The 15941-nt window shown below is 64.0% G+C and carries 10 protein-coding genes; 3 read left to right on the forward strand and 7 right to left on the reverse strand.

What is annotated here, in order from left to right; translation table 11 throughout:
• Positions 1-20 precede the first annotated feature (20 nt).
• Positions 21-1156, reverse strand: a protein-coding gene (locus pbN1_RS18795; protein ID WP_085938645.1) for an IS3-like element ISAzo18 family transposase whose coding sequence is annotated in 2 segments (ribosomal slippage) — positions 21-904 and positions 904-1156 — 1137 coding nt in all. Because the reading frame shifts where the segments join, the coding sequence is not laid out codon by codon here.
• Between pbN1_RS18795 and pbN1_RS18800 the strand changes: the two genes are divergently transcribed.
• A complete protein-coding gene (locus pbN1_RS18800; protein WP_244857278.1) occupies positions 1155-2375 on the forward strand; it encodes an HD-GYP domain-containing protein in 1221 nt (406 codons plus the stop codon). The two genes, pbN1_RS18795 and pbN1_RS18800, sit on opposite strands and share 2 nt — an antisense overlap.
• Here the strand turns inward: pbN1_RS18800 and pbN1_RS18805 are convergent.
• Both pbN1_RS18805 and pbN1_RS18810 read right to left on the reverse strand, forming a co-directional pair.
• A complete protein-coding gene (locus pbN1_RS18805; protein ID WP_169203237.1) occupies positions 2324-5047 on the reverse strand; it encodes a PhnD/SsuA/transferrin family substrate-binding protein in 2724 nt (907 codons plus the stop codon). The two genes, pbN1_RS18800 and pbN1_RS18805, sit on opposite strands and share 52 nt — an antisense overlap.
• 4 nt (positions 5048-5051) lie before the next feature.
• Entirely contained in the window at positions 5052-6077 is a 1026-nt protein-coding gene (locus pbN1_RS18810; RefSeq protein ID WP_169203238.1) for an ABC transporter substrate-binding protein, read from the reverse strand.
• A gap of 493 nt (positions 6078-6570) precedes the next feature.
• Here pbN1_RS18810 and pbN1_RS18815 point away from each other — a divergent pair, with 493 nt between their 5' ends.
• The gene (locus pbN1_RS18815; protein ID WP_169203239.1) at positions 6571-10308 is read left to right on the forward strand and encodes an EAL domain-containing protein; all 3738 of its coding nucleotides are present in this window, start codon (positions 6571-6573) and stop codon (positions 10306-10308) included.
• Between the two features lie 26 nt (positions 10309-10334).
• On the opposite strand, the gene pbN1_RS18820 is transcribed toward pbN1_RS18815, so the two are convergent.
• Entirely contained in the window at positions 10335-10781 is a 447-nt protein-coding gene (locus tag pbN1_RS18820; RefSeq protein WP_169203240.1) for an oxidoreductase, read from the reverse strand.
• A 211-nt stretch (positions 10782-10992) separates the two neighbouring features.
• Here pbN1_RS18820 and pbN1_RS18825 point away from each other — a divergent pair, with 211 nt between their 5' ends.
• Positions 10993-12768, forward strand: a complete 1776-nt coding sequence (locus pbN1_RS18825) for an ATP-binding protein (protein ID WP_169203241.1) — start codon at positions 10993-10995, stop codon at positions 12766-12768.
• Here the strand turns inward: pbN1_RS18825 and pbN1_RS18830 are convergent.
• The 3 genes from pbN1_RS18830 to nosR are packed head-to-tail and all read right to left on the reverse strand — an operon-like array spanning position 12765 to position 15859.
• The gene (locus pbN1_RS18830) at positions 12765-13880 is read right to left on the reverse strand and encodes an ATP-binding protein (protein ID WP_169203242.1); all 1116 of its coding nucleotides are present in this window, start codon (positions 13878-13880) and stop codon (positions 12765-12767) included. The two genes, pbN1_RS18825 and pbN1_RS18830, sit on opposite strands and share 4 nt — an antisense overlap.
• 31 nt (positions 13881-13911) lie before the next feature.
• Positions 13912-14493 carry a response regulator gene (locus pbN1_RS18835; protein WP_169203243.1) on the reverse strand — a complete coding sequence of 194 codons (582 nt, stop codon included), beginning with the start codon at positions 14491-14493 and terminating at the stop codon, positions 13912-13914.
• A 55-nt stretch (positions 14494-14548) separates the two neighbouring features.
• Entirely contained in the window at positions 14549-15859 is a 1311-nt protein-coding gene (gene nosR, locus pbN1_RS18840; RefSeq protein ID WP_169203244.1) for a response regulator c-di-GMP phosphodiesterase, NosR family, read from the reverse strand.
• Positions 15860-15941 lie beyond the last annotated feature (82 nt).

Raw genomic sequence — 15941 nt, forward strand, 5'->3', positions numbered from 1 at the left:
CGGAGCCAGCCTTTGTGCCGTCATGCCGCCAGCGGCGTCTCATCGCGGAGCGCGCCGAAGTACGCCTGGTCGGGGGTGCGCCCGTCGTGAGCGCGGTGCGGCCGGCGTTCGTTGTAGAAGCGCAGGTAGGCGCCCAGGTGGGCCTTGGCCTCGGCGACGCTGTCATAGGCCTTGAGGTACACCTCTTCGTATTTCACGCTCTTCCACAGCCGCTCGACGAAGACGTTGTCGCGCCAGCAGCCCTTGCCGTCCATGCTGATCTGGATGCCGTTGTCTTTGAGCAGGTCGGTGAAATCGGTGCTGGTGAACTGGCATCCCTGATCGGTGTTGAAGATCTCCGGGCGGCCGTAGCGATGCAGCGCTTCGCGCACCGCATCGAGGCAGAAGTCGGTGGTCAGCGTGTTCGACAGCCGCCACGCCAGCACTCGGCGCGAGGACCAATCGATGATGGCGAACAGATACACGAAACCCTTGCGCATCGGGATGTAGGTGATGTCGGCGGCCCACGCCTGGTTGGGGCGTTCGATCTTCAGATCCCGCAGCAGGTACGGATAGATCTCGTCACCGCGGCGGCGCCGGGACGTGTTGGGCTTGCGATAGAGCGCCTCGATGCCCATGCGGCGCATCAGCGTGCCGACGTGCTTGCGCCCGATCGCATGCCCCTCGGCGCGCAGCAAATCCCGCAGCATCCGCGCTCCGGCAAACGGGTGCTCGAGATGCAGTTCGTCCATCCGGCGCATCAGCGCCAGATCGTGCGCCGACACTTCTCGCGGCGTGTAGTACATCGACGAGCGCGCCAGACGCAGAATCCGGCATTGCTGCGTCAGCGGCAGTTCATGGGTGCGGTCGATCATTTTCTTGCGCTCAGCAGGCCCGCCTTGGTGAGCGCGCTTTCTAAAAAATCATTCTCCAGCGTCAGCTGCCCGATCTTGGCGTGCAGCTTCGTCAGATCCGGTGCGGCGGTCGCGGTCGCCGAGGCGTCACCGAACACGTGCGCGGCGCGCTCCATCAACTGGCTCTTCCAGTCGGCGATCTGGTTCGGATGGACGTCGAACTGCTGCGCCAGCTCGGCCAGCGTCTTGTCTCCTTTGAGCGCGGCCACCGCCACTTGCGCCTTGAACGCCGGCGAGTGGTTTCGCCGTTTCCTTCTCGTCATGCTCTTGCTCCATTTCAGGGCCGCTCACGCGGCCATCGCTGGGGCAAGGCTACCACCTATCCGGCTGTCCGAATTTCCGGGGCCCGCTCTGGGCGCGCGCATAAACCGCAGCCAGTGCGACCGGCTGAACCTGCACAAATTGCGTGTTCCGCTCGATCAGGTGCTGTCGACCGAAAACCCGGTGAATGCGGCCCAGCTCGCGAACGAGGCCAGCAAGATGCTCGCGGCAGATACGGCAATGGCCCGGGTGGCGCAGCGCACCGGCGATCCGCTGGGTTTCCGGCAAGGATTGGCAGCGCTTGCATTGCCGCGGCCGCTGGCTTTCCGGCTGACAGTGATGCGGGAAAAACGCAGCGGCCTTTTCCACCATTCCATGAATATGGCGTTGATCACCTACTCGATCGCCTCTCGCCTGGGGCTGTCGAACCGGGACAAGCAGGACTCGCTGCTGGCGGCGCTGTGTCACGACATTGGTGAAATGCACACGGATCCGGCGCTGCTGGCGCCCGGCCACCAGGTGACGCCCGGGCAGCGGCGCTTCATCCACGTCCATCCGATCACCAGCTACGTTGTGCTGCGCGACCTTCCCGGTGTGTCTTCGCACGCGATGCGGGCCGTGCTGCACCATCACGAGCGCCTCGACGGCAGCGGTTATCCATACGGCTTGCGCGCCGGGCAGATTCATCCGCTTGCCAGCCTGCTGTGTGTCGCCGAAGTGATGGAAGCTCTGGTACGCCGTTCCGAGATGCAACGACTGGACGTCCTGCTGCGGCTGAATCAGCGCCGGTTCGATCCGGCGGCTGTCGGCGCGCTGCGTGAATTGCTGCATGCCGACCCGAATGCCTCTCAAGATACGCCCTCTGACCACGACGCGACCATGCAGTTGACCCGCGTCGCCGAAGTCCTTGGAAGCTGGCCCACCCTGTGTGGTCGCCTCGACGCGCAGATCGCGCCCCCGGAACTCGCGTTTCTGAAGGAGCGGATGGCGATGCTGCGCTCATTGGTGCTGCAGTCGGGCATCAATCCTGACGACCTCGAGGCTTTGCTCGAGATTGCGCGCGAAGACAGCATCGTGCTGAACGAACTGCGGGCGACGCTCGATGAGCTGGACTGGCTGATGGCCGATATCGCGAACGAGATCGAGCGCCGGACGGCAGCGCTGGATGTTCAGTCCCGGAGCGCGGTGGAGGAACTTGTCGTGCTGCTGCGCGCCGCTTGAGATGAGTCCCGCAGGGATAGCGTGTCGAAGAACCGGTAAGTGTTCTTGCCCGCCCTCTTCGCCCGGTACATCGCTGTGTCGGCGTGGTGTACAAGCTGGTCGGCATCGACCTTGTCCTGAGGGAAAAGCGTCACCCCGATACTGGCGGAAACGCTCAGCATGAGCGTGCCGACTGGAACCGGATCGGCCGCGGCGTGGAGCAGACGCTCGAGCACCGGCTGGCAGTCCGCTGGATTGTCGAGGTCGACGAGCACGGTAGCGAACTCGTCCCCGCCGAGGCGCGCCAGCGTGTCCCCTTCCCGCAGCACTTCCCTCAGGCGCAGCGCAATACTGACCAGCAACTGGTCGCCAATGTGGTGGCCATGGTTGTCGTTGACGGCCTTGAAGCCATCCAGGTCGATATACGCTATTGCCACGTGCTGGCCGCGCCGGCTGCACTGGGCCATCGCTTGTTGCAGGCGGTCCGAGTACAGCGCGCGGTTGGGCAGGTTCGTCAGCGGGTCATGGTAGGCGATGCGCTCCAGCTGCTTCTGGTGGTCTTTCAGCGGCGTGATGTCGGTAAATAGCGCGACGTAGTTCTGGGTTCGCCCGCGGGAATCGCGGACTGCGCTGATGTCCAGCATTTCGGCATATACCTCGCCATTCTTGCGCCGGCTCCACATCTCGCCGTGCCAGTGCCCGCTTTCGAGGAGCGCACGCCATATCGCTTTGTAATACTCCTTTGGATGGAGCCCGGACTGGAGGACCTGCAGCGACTGGCCTGACACCTCGTCGCGTCGATAGCCCGTGACGGCGGTGAAGGCGTCGTTGACTTCGATGATCCTGGCCTGGGCGTCGGTGATGACGATCCCCTCCCGGGCATGCGTGAACACGCTTGCGGCGAGGCGCAGGCGGGCTTCGGTATTGCGCTTGTCGGTGACGTCGATGTGCGCGACGACCACTCCGTAAAGCGGGTGTTCCAGCGGCGTTGCGCTGACGCGCAGCCAGGTGCTGCTGCCGGGCGTGCGCACTTCCATGCTGCTGTAATGAATCGGGCGCTGCTCGGCGAGCGCGCGCGCACCGGCATACTCGGCCGGCGCCATCGGGTTGCCGTCCGCGCCGAAAACGTCCCATTCGGCGTCGCCGACAGACTGCGTGAGCAATTGCGACTTGCCGATTCCGAGCATTCGTTCGGAGGCGGAGTTGCACTCGACGATCCGCCCCTCGCGATCGGTCAGCAGGATGCCGACGGGCATGATCTCGAAGATCGTGTGCAGCCGCTCCTTGTCGTCGGCGACGAGCGCTGCGGCCTTTTTCTGCGCACTGATGTCCTGGCGCGTTCCCGACATCCGGCGCGGCTGGCCGTCGTGCGTCCACTCCACTACGCGGCCTCGATCGAGTACCCAGACCCAGCTGCCGTTCTTGTGGCGGGTGCGGATTTCGCACTCGTAGGTTTTGCTTTCACGCCTGAAGCAGCGCTCCAGCAGAGCTTTCGAGCGTTCGAGATCGTCGGGATGCGAAAGACTCCTGCCGCTGTTGATGTCGGTCGGAGAGATTTCGCCGAGCGTGTACCCGCTGATTTCTGCCCAGCGCTCGTTGAACGTAGCGAGGCCCGTCTGGACCTCCCATTCCCAGGTGCCGATATTGGTGCCCCAGATCACTTCAGCGAGACGCTGGCTCTGTTCGCGCAACCTGCGCTCGCCACGGGCCATGCGGATCGTCATGGCCGTCAGCAGCAGCAGGAGCGCCGACAGCGCGAGGATCCAGCCCCGGTAGTTTTGCCACAGGTCGATGACCGTGATCTCCGGGGCGGTGTCGAAAGGAGGCAAATGCAGCGCCTTGGCGAGCTTCTCGACCGGCAGGTAATCGGCAGCGATCGTGAAACCAGCGATGCCGGCGGCACGTGCAGCGGGATGGTCGTGCTCCAGGGCGAGCAGCGCCCCGGCGATGCGCCGACTTGCGTGGGCGTCTACATGAGGCAGCGCGAGCAGCGGCCATTCCGGATACAGGCGGGTCGATACTTGATACGGAAAACCGGGCAGATGCTGGCGGTTGATGACCTTGAAATCCGCGGGATCAATTCTGCCCGCTGCAGCCAGCGATTCGAGAATGCCGGAGCGGATGAAACCCACCTCGGACGTGCCGGACAGTACCGCGTCGATCACTGCGTCGTGGTTGCCGACTTCGACGAGTTCGGCGTCCATGGGCAGGCGGATGCCGCGCTGCAGGAGCTCGTAGGCCTGCACCTGGTGACCTGCCAGGTATTCCTGGCTGGGAATGGCGATCTTGCGGCCATCCAGGTCGTCGAGACCCTGGATGTACTTTCGTCCCGATGCGGTGATGATCACGCCTCCCAGTGAATCCGCCGCCTCGCCCACCCTGCGGCTGACCACGGTGGCCAATGCGCCGGTGAGCGCGTTCTGGGCGCGCAGGGCAAGATAGTGGCTCGGAGTCGTGAAAGCCAGGTCGAGACGATTGTTGGCCATCGCCGCTTTCATCTCGTGTTCGTCGAGCACGGCGAGGACAACCCGGGTGTCCCGCAGCTCGGTGCTCAGATATTCGGCCAGCGGCTGGTAGCTTGCTTCGACGAGGGGCTTGGGCCGATAGGCCAATACTCCCAGTGTCAGGGTTTCGCCTGCTGCGGCAGGCAGTACCGAAATCACCAGCAGGAGGGCGGCAAGGAGATATTTCATCCGCTTAAACAGATCCTGGCAGACAGCAGTCCGAGAAAAGATTCCGGCCGGAATCCGCATGCGCGAGGAGTCCCTGTTCGGTCATGAGTGCGGAGAGCACACCGGCCGCGCGCGACAGGCGTGAGCCCGACGACGCAAGAAAGGCGCGATTGGCGGAAAGCGAAGGGAGGACGACTCCTGCGAGTGCCCGGTTCGCCTCCTCCGGGCTCACGTTGTGACGCGCAGCAATGCGATAAAGCGCGTCCTGGCGGTTGCTGCGGATGTGCTCGAGCGCCTCGAAATGACTCGTCACGATCCGACGCAGCGCGTTTTCGTGCCGGTCGAGCCGGTCGCTGCGCACGGCCAGTACGTCGAAGATCGTTTCCGGAATCTGCCGGCTGTCGAACAGACGCCGCGCCCCTGCCCTCATCAGGTGTGTGGCGGTCGGCTCGTAGGTGACGACAGCATCGATTTCACCCGCCTCCCAGGCAGCGTACTGACGATTCACGGGTACGTGGATCACCGTCAGGGCGGAAGCGTCCAGCCCCGCCTCTTCCTGCATCTTGCCAAACATGAGTGCGCCGACCGCACCTTTTTCAACGCCGATCCGCTTCCCCGACAAGTCGGTGAGGTTCTTGATACCGGGGCGGGCAAGCACGACATCGGCGCCGGAAGAGACGTTGAACACCAGCACGACGGTCAGCGCAATGCCCGCGGCCCGCGCATGCAGGACTTCATCGAGCGTCAGGCAGGCGGCGTCGGCATGCCCGGTTTTGAGGGCCTGCAGCGAGTCAACCGCCGTGAGCCCTTCACGAAGCGCGACACCAGGAGGAAGGAGGTTGAAATCGCGGGCGAGATAGAGGGTTTCGTAGCCGATCCAGTGGTGGATCGCGATGACCGGCGAACGCTGAAGTGTCGCGCACGCTCCAAGGGCGGGGAGTGTCGCCAGCACGGGCAATGAAGCCAGGCCGAAAATGAATTCTCGCCGTCGCGCGTCGAGAACAAAAGGCCGGTCGCCGTCCGGCACAAAGCTAGAATTCTGATTGGACATCGTTGAAAATCTGCTGTCGGCGATAACGGTTCGGGAGCAATTCTTGGTCGATGAAGGAATGGAATGGAGCGGAGTTCTTCAATGGTGGCGTGCATGTCCAAGGTCCATCGACCAGAATAAGCGAAATAGATAATTTTGAGTGCATTTTCGGATGAGGAACCGCCGGCGCCAGGGACCGGCGGGACGGACCTTCGATATTTTCAATGCATGCGCCCTCGGCGGCGCGGGCCCGCAGGGTTGACCGACGCGGACAATCGTAGCCGAGCCGAAGTTCATGCAGGAGGAATTGTCGGGCGCGACGTGCAGGACTTCACAATTACCATCAAGGCAGTACCGTATATTGGCGCCCTCGCAGGCTGGACACACGAGTACGCCGACCTGCGGCACACGCCAGGCGTGCTTCCTGGAGCCCCCTGCCCTGTCGCCCTGCCCGGCCCCCCCTTGAAAACGGAGCCGCTGCCCTGAACCGGAATGCAAAGGACGTGGAAAGAACATGATCGGCAAGTGGCTTTCCAGAATGCACGTCCGCCTGCTGCTGCTGATCCTGATCACGGCGCTCCCTGCCCTGGCGATCATCGTCAATACGGGTCTCGAGCAACGCAGGGAGGCGAGTGCTGCTGCCGAGAAAATGGCACTGCTCACGGCGCGGCAGATCGCCACTCGCCAGCGGGACATGGTGAGCCATCTCCACCGGCTGCTCGAAGGCCTCGCGCAGTCTCCGGAAGTGCGCCAGCTCCATTCCGTCGAAGAATGCAATGCGTGGCTCGCGAAACTGGCCAGGCTCCACGAGCTGTATACGGAAGTCTTCGTCGCCGGACTCGACGGCAAGATCACCTGCCGCTCGCGGTCCTTCAGCCATACCGTCGACATCTCCGATCGCAGCTATTTCCGCCGCGCCCTGGAGCGGCGGGATTTCGCCATGGGCGATTACCAGAACAGCCGTTTCGATGGCCAACCGGTCGTCATCTCGGCGCATCCGGTGTTCGATGACGACGACGAGATCACGGCGGTAGTCGGGGTCGGCGTAACCCCGAGCGCGTTCGCCGCACTGCTGCGCGAAACCACCCTGCCCGACGGCTCGGTGGTGACGATCGTCGACAAGCAGGGCGTCATCCTCGCTCGCCTCCCCGATCCGACGGGTCTGGCCGGGAGCACGATTCCCGAACTGAGCCAGTTCAAGGCTGCGCTCACCGGCGCCGGCGACCTGCTGATGAAATCGGTATGGCTCGACGGGGTGTCGCGGATCATGGCGATCGCACCCGTGCTGAGCAGGTTCGGCGACCTCTACGTGCGTGTCGGCATTCCCTCGGCGATCGTCGAGAACGCAGGGGCCGTTGTCGCCCGGCGCAACCTCCTGCTCCTCGCCGGCGCCGCGGTGCCGCTGCTGCTGCTCGGCTGGTTCGTCGCGCAGCGGCTCGTGTTGCGGCCGCTGCAGGATCTCACCGAGACCGCAAGACGCCTGGGCGAGGGGGATCTGCAGGCTCGCACCCGCATACCTCCCGGGAGCGGCGAACTCGGAGACCTCGCCCGGACGCTGGACCAGATGGCGGACGGCATCGGACAGTCAATGGCGCGGATCGAGACCGCAGAGCGGGAGCTGCGCCGCAGCAACCGCGCGTTGCGGGTGCTCAATGAAGTCACCCGCGCGGTCGCGCAGGCCGACGATGAAGTACAGCTGATGGGGCTGATCTGCAGCGCGGCCGTGGGTGCGGGTGGTTATCGCATGACTTGGGTCGGTCTGGCCGTGCAGGATGCCGGAAAATTCATGCGGCCGGTGGCGTGGGCGGGGCATGAAGCGGGTTTTCTCGACATGGTGAAAGAGCCCCTGAACGATAGCGAAAGCGCACTGTGTCCATCGTCGATCACCCTCGGCACCGGCCGGACCTGCCTCGTCAGGGATATCGCGAACGACTGCCGCTTCGCCGCCTGGCGTGACGAGGCGCTGCGGCGCGGGTATGTCTCCGCAATCAGCGTTCCGCTGGTGGCCGACGAAGCGTTCGGCGTGCTCACGGTGCTGGCCGACGAAGCGGGGGCTTTCGACGCGGAGGAAACGCGCCTGCTGGAGAATGCCGCGCGCGAACTCGCGTTCGGCATCGTCACGCTGCGCAGGCGGGCCGCGCACGAGAAGGCCGAAGCCGCGGTGCAACTGCGCAACCGCGCGATCCAGGCGAGCTACAACGGCCTGCTCATCTACCGCTATGCGCCGCCGGCCGGCATCGTCAGCGCCAACCCGGCGCTCCTTCGGCTGCTGGGGATGGACGAAGAGCAGCTCATCTCCACGGACCTGCCGACGCTCGGACGACAGGGTTTCGACGCAGGCGACTGGGAACAGCTCGATGCGCTGGTGACTGCCCGGCGAGCCGGCGAAGTGTCGCTGAACCTGTCACGCGGCCCCCAGGACGTGGCGTGGCTTGACGCCAGCGTGACGCTGGTCGGCAACGACGCGGCCGGTGACGACCATGCGGTCATCGAATTCCGCGATGTCACGGAAAGACGCCGCTATCAGGAACAGCTGGCTTACCAGGCCAACCACGATGCGCTGACCGGCTTGCCGAACCGCAACCTGCTCGGCGACCGCCTGCAGCAGTCGCTCACGCTCGCGGCACGCAACCAGAGCGCGTGTTTCGTGCTGTGGGTCGATATCGACCGCTTCCAGGTCGTCCATGACAGCTTCGGCAACGAAATCGCCAACGCCACGCTGATCGTCATCAGCCAGCGCCTCGTCGCCGCGGCAGCCGGCTGCAGCACCGTCGCGCGGGTCGCCAGCGACGAATTCGTCCTGATCACCGAGGAGCTGCCGAGCCAGCAGGCCGTGGTGTCGCTCGCCACCCGGCTTCTCGACGCCTTGCGGACGCCGATTTCAGCCGGAGGCGAGGAACTGTGGCTTACCGGCAGCATCGGCGTCGCCGCGATGGCGGGGATCGACCTCGGCGTCGATACGCTGCTGCGCAACGCCAACGTGGCCCTGTTCCGTGCCAAAGAAATGGGGCGTGACACATTTTGCTTCTACGAGATGGACCTGAACGCGCGGGCGGCGCCGCGGCTGCGTCTCGAACTCGCGCTGCGGCGCGCCATCGAGCAGGACGAGCTGTTTCTTGCCTACCAGCCGAAGGTCGATCTGCTGACCGGCGAAGTGGTGGGCAGCGAGGCGCTGTGCCGCTGGCGGCATCCTGAACTGGGACTGGTGTCGCCGGGTGAATTCATTCCGATCGCCGAGGAAAGCGGGCTCATCCTGCCGATCGGCCGCTGGGTGCTGGAAACCGCCTGCGCCCAGGCCCGCCGCTGGATTGACGACGGCATCGACTACCGCAGCGTCGCGGTGAACGTCTCGCCGCTGCAGTTCTTCCGTGACGATCTCGTCGCCGACGTCGCGGCATTGCTGTCCCGCTATCGCCTCGAACCCGCGTCGCTGATGCTCGAGATCACCGAAAGCGCGCTCATGGGCAACCCTGCGCGGGCCATCGTGATGATGCAGCAGCTGAAGGCGATCGGTGTGAAGCTGGCGATCGACGATTTCGGCACCGGCTATTCGTCGCTCAGCGCGCTCAAGCGCTTCCCCATCGATTACCTGAAAATCGACCGCGCCTTCGTCACCGACCTCACCACCAATGCGAGCGATGCGGCAATCGCCGTGTCGATCATTTCCCTCGCCCACAGTCTCAACTTGCGCGTGATCGCGGAAGGGGTCGAAACGGAAGGGCAGGTCCTCTACCTGCGTGGCCGCGGGTGCGACGAGATGCAGGGTTACCATTTTTCCCCGCCGGTCGCGCCCGAGACGTTGGCTTTGATGATCCGGGACCACCAGCGGCTGGTTTTCCCGATGCAGATCGACCGGCCCGACCGCACGTTGCTGCTGGTCGATGACGAGCCGTCGATCCAGTCTGCGCTGCGCCGGATCCTGCGCAGCGAAGGCTACATCCTGCTGTTCGCCGGCAACGCAGCCGAAGCCCTCGATCTGCTCGCAAAGCACGCCGTCGGGGTGGTCATGTCGGACTTCCGCATGCCGGGCATGGATGGCATCCAGCTGCTCGACAAGGTCAAAAACCTGTATCCGGACACCGTGCGCCTGGTCCTCTCCGGCTATGCCGATATCGGAACCATCACCAACGCGATCAACCGCGGATCGATTTTCCGCTTCCTGCACAAACCGTGGGACGACCGCGAGCTGCTGCAGTCGGTGCGCGACGCGTTCGAGCGTTTTGACCGCCGCAGGAATACGCTGGCCGGTTGAGCGGCAAAGCCTGCTGCGGAATCCGGCTACGATTTCTCCAGGGGGCATGCCGCGGCGCACAGGAGCGCACTCGATTTGCCCCGCAGGATGTTGAGCAGTTCCGCACGCGCCCGTTCGCGTTCGAGCCCCTTGGCCACCAGCGAGTCGACCAGCTCGCTGAAACGCGCGCGCCGCCGCAGCCCCGCCTCGCTGGTGTCGCGGCGATTATTGAAGCAGTCCATCAACGTCGAGCCGCAGACGCAATTGCGGAAGAGCTCCAGGATCACCTGTCCGTCGTCGTCCGTCGTCTGCCTGAGGCCGCTCCGCCCCGAGCCGACGCGCTGCGTTTGAGCGACGTAATCGTCGACGTCCCGATAGCTTCGGCCGCACAGTGCACAATGCTTCGGAAACGTGCCCGCGGCGACCGCCTGCAGGCCGGCATAAAGCTCGGCGTCTATCGCAGAAATGTCGCACCGAACTGGTTTTTTGGTCATGTCTGTCCCCGATGGTTGTTATCGGCGACATATTAAGAACGAACGGCACGTTCCAGACAAGAGCGAAGTCGGCGGTCGCCGGGCCCGGTCCTGCCGCGCAAAGCTGCTCGACATCCACAAAAATTCATCCGTCCTGCCTGTCCTGAAATCGTGCCCCGCTGCACAGGAAATCTCCTACACTCCCCTGCTGTTTTTTTCGCCCTGATTGACAATGGCAAGACGGCTCAGCATTCGACAACGTCTCACGCTTCACGCACTCCTCACCGGCTTCGTGATGCTTTGCCTGTCGCTGGTATTCCTCTCGTCCCAATGGCACGAAAGCCGTGCGGAAAAGCGTATTTTCGACAGCGAGCTGGCGCCTGCCGCGGCCCTGCGGGACGTGGAGCGGGTGCTGCTGACGGCCCACAGTCGGATGCAGAGCGTGCTGCTCGGCCACATCACGGCCATGGCCGCACAGGAGCAACTCGTGCGCGCACGGGCGCTGATCTTCTCCGGCTGGCAAGACTATCGGCGCCAGCTTTCGAACTGGTCGCAGGACCCCGACGAGACACGGCTGATCGAGAACATCGAAAACCGGCTGCCCGAGCTGCAACGTTTTCTCGAACAGACCGACGCTGCATATCGTCGCGACGACCATGCCGAGCTTGAAAGACTCGTGAACGCGGACTGGATGGCGCTCGAGAACTCCTTTTCCAGCGCGGTCGCAAACCTGTCGGCGCTGCAGAATCACCATGTGGTGCGGGCGCGCGAGGAACTCGCGCAATCACGGCAACGTTCGCGCCTGCTGTTCGGCACCCTGCTGTTCGCGGGTGTCCTGCTCCTCAGCGGTTTCGCGACCGGATTGTCGCGCTACATCATGCGGCGCATTCTCAACATCGAGGCAGCGCTGGAAGAGGTCGCTGCCGGAAAGGCGGGGACGGTTCCCCATCACGATGGCGAGACCGAAATGTCGCACATCGCCCACGCGATCAACCGCACCGTTGCCGACCTGACCAGCAACCACGACGCGATTGCCGAACTGATGCACACGCGACAGACGATCTTGGCGTCCGTCGCACAACTGAAGGAAACGAACGCGCAGCTCGGTGAAGCCCAGAGCCAGTTGCTGCAGACGGAAAAACTCGCCGGTCTCGGCCAACTGGCGGGGGGAATCGCGCACGAGATCAACAACCCGATTGGTTTCATCCACTCGAACCTCGGCACGCTGGACAATTACCTGAAGGATCTCTTCGAACTGATTTCAGGTTACGAGGGCCTGATACATCGGGGCCTGGATGCCCGCGGGCAGGTCGAGGCAGCGTACCTGCGCGAGCGGGCCGACTACGATTTTCTTCGCGAAGACATGACCAAGCTGGTCATCGAGACGCGCGACGGCGTCCGGCGGGTCGCGCGTATCGTCGCCGACCTCAAGGATTTTTCCCGTATCGACAGCGGTGAAGATTGGACCGATGCCGATCTGCTGCACGGCCTGGAGAGCACTCTCAACGTTGTGCACGCGGCGATCGCCGGAAAAGCCGACCTGATCCGCGACGACCACCCATTACCCGCGGTCCATTGTCACCCTGGACAAATCAACCAGGTGTTCATGAATCTGTTGTTGAACGCGGCGGACGCGATCGAAACCCGCGGGACGATCACCTTGCGTACGCGCCAGCACGGCGACGAAGTTTGCGTGGAGGTGCACGATACCGGCCGCGGCATGAACACCCAGGAACGGGAACGCATGTTCGACCCGTTCTTCACCACCAAGCCGGTCGGCAAAGGGACCGGGCTGGGCCTGTCGGTGAGTCACAGCATCGTGCAGCGGCACGGCGGGCGTTTCGACGTCGACAGCGAACCCGGACGCGGTACCGCCGTGCGTCTGTGGTTGCCGGTCAGCGGCCGGCGGCGGGTCGCGGGCCGGAGGTCGGGGCGTAGCGCTGCGGTGCTGATTGCAGAATCCGGATGTTCAGGCGAGGCGCAAAAGACCTCCCGGGTTCTGTCCTAGCGTCGTTGACCGGGATGTAGCGGCAGCAGGATGCGGAACGTGGTTCCCCGGCCGGACTGACTGCGAATCTCGATGCGGCCGTTATGCCGCTTCACGATATCGGCGGAAATCGACAGGCCGAGCCCGGTTCCTTTGCCGATCGGCTTGGTCGTGAAGAACGGTTCGAAAATGCGTTGCTGCACTTCGGGCGGCATCCCCTTGCCGGTATCCGCAATCTCCACCCACGCATGCCCGTCCATCGTTCCGCTGCGCAAGGTGATCGTCCCGGAGGTTTCGATGGCCTGGGCGGCGTTTACCAGCAGATTCATGAACACCTGGTTCATCTGCGCGGGAATGCAGCGCACCGGGGGCAAGTCGCCCAACTCCCGCACCACCTCCGCCTTGTACTTGATTTCGTTCCACACGATATTGAGCGTGCTCTCGAGGCCGCGGTTGAGATCCGCGTCCTGCCACTCGCCTTCGTCGGCGTGCGAAAAATCCTTGAGGTCGGCGACGATGTGCTTGATCCGCGCCAGCCCGTCGACCGATTCGCGCAGCAGATCCGGGATGTCGGCGCGCAAGTAGTCGATCTCGGCTATCGTGCGCGCTTTTTGGGCCGTAGCACGCGCCGGGTGATCGGCGGGCAATTCGCTTTCGAGACGCTCGTAGGCCTCGATGACCCTGAACAGGCGATCCACGTACGAGGTCAGCGAACCGAGATTGGAACTCACGAACCCGACCGGATTATTGATCTCGTGGGCGACCCCTGCAGCCAGTTGTCCCACCGCAGCCAACTTCTCCGACTGCAGCAGCTGGTTCTGCGTCTGTTCGACGCGCGTCGCCGCTTCCGCCAGCACCCGGCGCTCGCGCTCGCGTTCGCACACCTGCTCTGCAAGCTGCGCGTCGAGCTGCTCGTTGGCCACGGCAAGTGCCCGGCATCGTTCGGCGAGCAGGCCGACGAGCCCCATCAAATGCGCTTCGATTCCGGTTTCGGCCGGATCTTCGCCCTGGGCATCGTCCGTGCCCCGGCCGCGCTGCAGAGCGAGGGCATTGATCCGGCCGATCGCCTCGCTGATCCGCTCGTCCGTCCGGGCAATTGCGCCCAGCTCTTCACACCATGCACCCGCTGTCATTCGCCCTGCTCCTCCCGCCCGGACTCCGGCATCAGGATTGCCTCTCGCCCGGATCGTCGAGCAGGGACTCGTCGAGCAGCACCGAACCGTCCTCCCCCCATATGACGGACGTAATGCCGGGCTCCTCGGACTCGAGGCGCTTGCGCTCGAATTCCTCGACCGACAGCGTGCCCATCGCGACACGGGCCTGATCCGCGAGGCGCTGGTTCTCCAGCGTCAGTTCGCGCAGCGCCAGCACCTGGCCGATCGCCGAAACGAGCTCGTAGTCGTTCCACGGCTTGGAGAGAAAGCGGCTGATCCCGACCTCGTTGATGGCGCCTATCAGACCATTGAGATCGGCATATCCCGAAAGGATCAGTCGCCCGGCATCGGGCTGTATTGCCTTGAAGGCTTTCAGGAAGCTTACGCCGTCCATGCCGGGCATCCGGTAGTCCGAGAGGACCAGGTCGTAGGCGGTGTGACGGGCCTTCTCCAGCGCAGCATCGGCGACGTTAAACGTATCGACGGCGAGCGGATAGATCTTGTTGCCGGCAAAGCACGGGGTCAGCGAGAGCACCCGGCGCAACGCCTTGAGGATCAACTCTTCGTCATCGACGATCAGAATGCGACTCATCAGGTCTCCGAAAAAGCGCCCATACCGGCAACGCGTGTCGCATTCTGCAGCGACATCACAGTTTGTCGCGGCGGACGTGCAGCGTCAGGGGGATGCCTTCGCGGCGGGCGTAGTCCTGGATCTGCCGCACCAAAGAGGCGTCGAGGATATATTCGGCGGCGAGCAGCAGTGTGCCGTCGCGGCCGACGAGATCGCGCGCGAGGACCATCCCCGCCTGCAGGTTGAGCACCGGCACAGCGACATCCCGCGAAGGCGGTTCCTGCGCAACTCCGCCCAGCATCTCGACGAGCGCGTCCACCACCTGCGGATCGTAGCGCCGGTTGCGCGACTGCACGAGCATCGCTTTCGCTTCATCCGCGCTCAGGCGGTTCTCGGCCAGCGTGCCGGCCTGCAATCCATCGAAGTCATTGACGACCGACAGGATGCGCGCGCCCAGCGGAATCGCAAGCCCCCGCAGACCGTCGGGAAAACCCTGTCCGTCGAAACGTTCATGGTGCGAGCGCACGATGCGCGCGGCTTCCTTCAGCTCGTCGAGCGGCATCAGCGCGGATTCGCCGGCGATCGCATGCTTGCGGTAGTACCCCATCTCGTCGCCGTTCATTTTCGAGACAGGCTTTGCGAGCAGCGTGTCGGAGAAACCGATCTTGCCGATGTCGTGCAGCAGGCCGGCAAGGAAGATGTCCTGCTGGCTCTTGGTGTCGATGTCGAGGCGGGCGGCAAGCTTGCGGGCGAGATCGGCGACCCGCCGCGAATGACCCGCGACCCCGCCTCCGCGCAATTCCATCAGGCCGGAGAAGGTCTTGATCGAGACCATGAAGTTCTGCTTGAGCCGCTCGTTGGCCTGCTTGAGCGAGTCGTTCGTCTGTTCGAGGGCGGCGGTGCGTTCCTGGACCTTGCGTTCGAGGTCGGTGTTGAGTTCCTTCAATTCATCGTTCTGCTGCTGCGTCAGTATCTGCAGCCGCGTGTTTTCCGCCTGCAGCCGCTGCCGGTCGAGCGCATCGCGAATGATCAGCGTGAGATCGTTGTCGTCCCACGGCTTGGCAATGTAGCGGTAGATCTCGCCGCGGTTGATCGCGTCGATCGTCGAGCCGACATCCGCATAGCCGGTGAGCAGCACGCGCGTGACCTCCGGCCAGCGGTTGCGCACGTGTTCAAGGAACTTGGCACCGTCCATTTCGGGCATGCGCATGTCGGAGATCACGAGGTCGATGTGTTCCCGCTCGAGAACATCAAGCCCCGCCTTGCCACTCTCGGCAAGATGCACTTTGTAGCCGGCCGGCCGCAGCAGTCGCCGGAGCGAAGAAAGGATGCTTGCCTCGTCGTCGACGAGCAGCAGGCTTGGTGCGCTGTCAATGATCTCGATCATCGGATTCGCTGTGTGTATCGCCCGCCTCGTCGCGGAGGCTTCCGGGCCGGGCTGTGGGGCGCGATTATACTCCGTCGTCACG

Origin of the sequence: Aromatoleum bremense, assembly GCF_017894365.1 — a bacterium.
In the GTDB taxonomy this organism is placed as follows: domain Bacteria; phylum Pseudomonadota; class Gammaproteobacteria; order Burkholderiales; family Rhodocyclaceae; genus Aromatoleum; species Aromatoleum bremense.

What these genes read in the sequence shown, in the direction of transcription:
- pbN1_RS18800 (WP_244857278.1), top strand. Translation starts at nt 1,155, where the DNA reads ATGCTCTTGCTCCATTTCAGGGCCGCTCACGCGGCCATCGCTGGGGCA.
- pbN1_RS18805 (WP_169203237.1), bottom strand. Translation starts at nt 5,047, where the DNA reads ATGAAATATCTCCTTGCCGCCCTCCTGCTGGTGATTTCGGTACTGCCT.
- pbN1_RS18810 (WP_169203238.1), bottom strand. Translation starts at nt 6,077, where the DNA reads ATGTCCAATCAGAATTCTAGCTTTGTGCCGGACGGCGACCGGCCTTTT.
- pbN1_RS18815 (WP_169203239.1), top strand. Translation starts at nt 6,571, where the DNA reads ATGATCGGCAAGTGGCTTTCCAGAATGCACGTCCGCCTGCTGCTGCTG.
- pbN1_RS18820 (WP_169203240.1), bottom strand. Translation starts at nt 10,781, where the DNA reads ATGACCAAAAAACCAGTTCGGTGCGACATTTCTGCGATAGACGCCGAG.
- pbN1_RS18825 (WP_169203241.1), top strand. Translation starts at nt 10,993, where the DNA reads ATGGCAAGACGGCTCAGCATTCGACAACGTCTCACGCTTCACGCACTC.
- pbN1_RS18830 (WP_169203242.1), bottom strand. Translation starts at nt 13,880, where the DNA reads ATGACAGCGGGTGCATGGTGTGAAGAGCTGGGCGCAATTGCCCGGACG.
- pbN1_RS18835 (WP_169203243.1), bottom strand. Translation starts at nt 14,493, where the DNA reads ATGAGTCGCATTCTGATCGTCGATGACGAAGAGTTGATCCTCAAGGCG.
- nosR (WP_169203244.1), bottom strand. Translation starts at nt 15,859, where the DNA reads ATGATCGAGATCATTGACAGCGCACCAAGCCTGCTGCTCGTCGACGAC.